Here is a 4,236-nt window from a genome sequence, read left to right on the forward strand (position 1 = left end):
TTGGAGAGCGCCGCGAAAGACGTCCTAATGGCGATATTTACATCTATGAGCGGGTTACGGCCTATGACGAGAAGACCAGAAAGACCTATACAGTCAGTCAGAAGCTTCAGGGGAAAATCAAGGCAGGAACACAGGAGATGCTTCCTACACGGCCAAAAAAACGCAAAGGTGAGGACAAGATGGCCCGCGCGGTGCGCAGGCACAGTGGCCTCACGGATATTCTGGAGTGGGTTGGCAAAACCTCCGGCATTGACCATGATGTGCGATCTTCGTTCGGCGAAGGAGACGCCAACAAAATGCTCTCCATTGCGCGCTACTGGATCGGTTCCAGCGGAAACACCTTGCCTCGACTTGAGAGCTGGCAGGTCATGCATCCTCTTCCCTACAGCGAAGTAATCACTGAAGACGTTTACGGTGATCTGTTCAAAAGTGTCGGGCGTAACGAGGACGGCGTGCAGCGTTACTTTTCCTTCCGGGCGGATCGCCTTGGGCCGTCTCCGGTGCTTGCATTCGATTCGACCACGATATCGACCTACTCCGAGAACCAATCGGAAGCACGACAAGGGTTCAACAAGGACGGAGACGGACTGAACACCATCAAGCTGCTGACCTTGTATTCCGTCAAGGAACGCGAACCATTGGCTTTCGCCAAGCAGCCCGGCAATGTTCCTGACGTCATATCCATTGAGAACACCCTGAAGCAACTCAAGTGCCTTAACCTTGAGAGACCCTTGATTGTCACCGACAACGGTTACTACAGCGAAGAGAACATGATGAAATTCGCCTTGCGCAACATGAAATTCCTGACTCTGGCTGACCCCAGAGTCACCTGGATTCGCGAGACGGTTGATGCGCTTCGGCAGACACTGGCGAGCATGTCCAGCACGTGTCCGTTTGAACCATCGGTTTGTGGCGCTACGGCAATGAGAATGCACGAGTTCGGTCGAGTACGCAAGCGGTCGCGTAACGGCAAGCTGGGTGGAGAAGAAGATGCGTTCGTGCGCCGTCTTTATGTCCATGTCTTCTATTCTCACGACAACGACAGCAAGAAGGAAGTTGCCTTCCGCAAAGAGCTGCTTGAACTCAAGGCTCAAGTCGAAAACGGGGTGGAGGAGTTCACGCAATCTGCTCAACGGAAAATCGAGCGCTATCTGGTCTGCACGACAAAGGGGCGTGGCGGAGCATTGAAGGTCGGCTTCAACGATCAGGCTATTGCTGAAGCGAAGAGATACTTCGGCTATTTCTCGCTCGTCAGCAATCAGTCCATGGAGACTTTCACGGCACTGGAAAACTATCGACTGCGTGAAAAGATCGAGGAGCTTTTCGCCGTTGAAAAAGGAGACCTTGATGGCAGAAGGCCTCGCACATGGTATCCTGACAACTTGCGGGGAAGACAATTCGTGCAGTTTGTTTCACTGGGGTATCATTGCTTCCTGACGAAGAGAATCAAGGAAATGCGGGTAGAGCTTGGAAAAAACGCAAGAGGCAAAACCAAGGCGCTTGTCCTGCTCGAAAAAATGCTGGACAAGTGGCTTGAGCAACGCTCACTTGCTCAGATTCTGGATTGGTTCGACTGCGTAGAAACAACTCAGGTAAAGACGGCCATGGGCGCCTATCGCTGGTCTACCGAGTCGGTAGCCAGAGATCGGCTGTTTTTGGAATATCTGGGAGTGACCTCCTGATAGTGTGCGCTTTATCCTACTTTCAGGTTATTATATGCGTTTATTTTGCTGTTCTTTGAAAGAAAAGATGAGAAAACAGTAATTCTGATCTCTTTGGCCCGATAGTTGATGATTATGAGTAAAAGGGCAATGCCCTGAATTTGACAGTAATCATAGGCTATAGTGTAACAAGGGAAGAGGGATTGATATCATGAAACAGCTCGAAGCAATCAGGATTACGGCTCTTATAGCTGCACTTTGCGGAGTGTGGGGAGTGCCTTCGTCAGCACGAGCCGATGATGACCACCATTCGGATTCGGTTTCCAGATCGGGAAGATCCACCGTTACCGTCGGGATGCCCGAGTATCTGGTTCTGCATTACTATAGCGCTGTTGCTCTGAATCTCTCGGCAACATCGTCAGGCGTATCTCAATCAGGGTCAGTGTTATCGGCAACCTGGACAACACTCGGCGATACCTCGCAAACACTTGCAGCATCAGCAACAGAGGTTGGCCCGTTATCGGTTAATGTTACACTGAAGAACGCATGGGCAATTGCAGGTCTCTCAAAAAGCGGAACGGCGACGGTCTCGATTACCGGAACGGATTTTTCTGCAACAAGAGCAGGCTCAACCTCAAAAATCGGTGTAACCGGCTACACACTCTCTTCAACCAATGGTGTGAGCGGAGCGGTTTCAGGCAGCACCATCACCATGAAGTTGCGTGGAGTTACCGGCCAGACTTCGAGCGTTGGTGATGTACGGATGAATCTTAATTTTATTGATACAACGGAATCCGGTGACCATGTAGGATCGTTCACGATTACAACACAAACCATTTGCCGAGGATCCGCCGGGGCAGGTTGCGGTCTCTCCAGCCATGTTTGAACTCAACATAGGCTCAAAACCGGTCAATGAGTCCATACGGATCAAGAATCTTAAAAAGAATCCGGTAACCCTCAAGGTCGAGGTTTACAACTGGACGCTTGATGAACAGAATAAACTGAAGATACTCCCGCCTGATTCCCAGTCGCTTGACCAGTGGATGATTATCAATCCCGTGAGTTTTACCATTGATCCGGGCAATGAACAGGTTATCAGATTCTCTATTCGTCCCCGTACGCTTCCAAAACCGGGTGAGCACCGTGCGGTTATCTATTTTGCTGAACAGCTTTCACCGACAAACCCCGGAGGCGTCGAGATACTCTTCAAGCTCGGTGTAGGAGTATACGGCTATGCGGAGAAGATAGAGCGCGCTGCATCATTGCAGGGCGTGTCGCTTGACCGGGCGGCAGGCACCCTGAAGGTTGACATTCAGAACAGCGGCAATGTCCATACCCGTCTGAAAGGGGAGTATGCCCTGTGGAAAAAAGACGGATTTCCCGGATTTAAATCCATAGTGTCGTGAATGGTTAATCCTTTGTTTTATTTGTAAGACTATCTTTAGCCCGTTGAACCGATGCCAGAATTGCATTCGCGCTTTTCGTCCACCTGAACGGTTTTGCATGTTTTGCATTATGGACTTTTATAAAACGGTGAATTTCATCTCGCAACTCTTTGACATTACTGAAAACACCTCTGTAAAGCGCACGACGTTCCAACTGAGAAAACCAACCTTCAACTGCATTCAGCCATGAAGCGCTGGTTGGGGTAAAATGAACTTGAATACGCGGACGTTTTTCAAGCCAATCTTTTACTTCTTGCGTCTTATGGGTTGTGCTGTTATCAAGAATAAGGTGTAGTTCAAGTTCTTTTGGCGTTGAGCGTTCAACCTGACGGAGAAAATCAAGAAATTCTTTTGCCCGATGCCTGTTGGTAACTCGACCAATAACATTGCCTGTCAGAATATCAAACGCAGCATAGAGGCTTCTGGTGCCATTGCGTTTATAGTCGTGAGTTCTCCGTGCAATTTGCCCCGGTTTGAGTTGCAACATGGGTTGTGTCCGATCAAGGGCTTGAATCTGAGTCTTTTCATCAATGCTCAAAATCATGGCATTGTCGGGAGGATTCATGTATAAACCAACCACATCAACGACTTTCTCGGCAAACAGAGGATCATTACTGAACTTGAACGTTTTCAGCCAGTGCGGCTTTAGTTTTGCAGCTTTCCAGATTTCCTGTACCTGCCATACCGTTATTCCGGCATGCTTTGCCATAATCCGAAGGCTCCAATGCGTAGCTTCAGCCGGTATTTTTTCTTGGGTCAGCTTGAGTACCTCATTCACTTTATTCTGCGATAGCTTCCTTGGCTGTCCAGAGCGAGGTAAATCATGAATTCCTTTCAGCCCGGATGCTTGATACCGGGTCAGCCATTTATAGACGGTGTTGGTAGACGTGCCGAGTTCGGAGGCGACAGTATGTGCTGGTTGACCGGCATCACACAGGTTCAGAATTCTGGCACGCAAAACAATATTTTGGGAAGTTTTATGGGATCTCAGCAATGATTCAAGTTCCTGACGATCCTCTGGCTTTAACTGATAGACTTTATTCCTTCGTGCCATAATTGCATTATTAACAATGAGTTACTGCAATATAGCATTATTTATCATTATAACAATTAACTAACCAAACAATACA

General features: G+C 48.7%; 4 protein-coding genes. 3 read left to right on the forward strand and 1 reads right to left on the reverse strand.

Annotation, left to right across the window (positions count from 1 at the left end; genetic code table 11):
* From BOO20_RS10015 to BOO20_RS10025, 3 genes are all read left to right on the forward strand, one after another.
* Nucleotides 1-1,682, forward strand: a 1,682-nt coding sequence (locus tag BOO20_RS10015; protein ID WP_083694636.1) for a transposase, incomplete at its 5' end; no start/stop codon positions are given.
* Between the two features lie 190 nt (nucleotides 1,683-1,872).
* Complete coding sequence (locus BOO20_RS10020) at nucleotides 1,873-2,547, forward strand: hypothetical protein (protein WP_076792438.1); 675 nt, start codon at nucleotides 1,873-1,875, stop codon at nucleotides 2,545-2,547.
* A complete protein-coding gene (locus BOO20_RS10025; protein ID WP_233120952.1) occupies nucleotides 2,540-3,067 on the forward strand; it encodes a molecular chaperone in 528 nt (175 codons plus the stop codon). Before BOO20_RS10020 ends, BOO20_RS10025 begins: the two co-directional genes overlap by 8 nt.
* A gap of 4 nt (nucleotides 3,068-3,071) precedes the next feature.
* On the opposite strand, the gene BOO20_RS10030 is transcribed toward BOO20_RS10025, so the two are convergent.
* The gene (locus BOO20_RS10030; protein ID WP_076791911.1) at nucleotides 3,072-4,160 is read right to left on the reverse strand and encodes an IS630 family transposase; all 1,089 of its coding nucleotides are present in this window, start codon (nucleotides 4,158-4,160) and stop codon (nucleotides 3,072-3,074) included.
* Nucleotides 4,161-4,236 lie beyond the last annotated feature (76 nt).

Origin of the sequence: Chlorobium sp. KB01, assembly GCF_001975465.1 — a bacterium.
GTDB lineage: Bacteria > Bacteroidota > Chlorobiia > Chlorobiales > Chlorobiaceae > Chlorobium.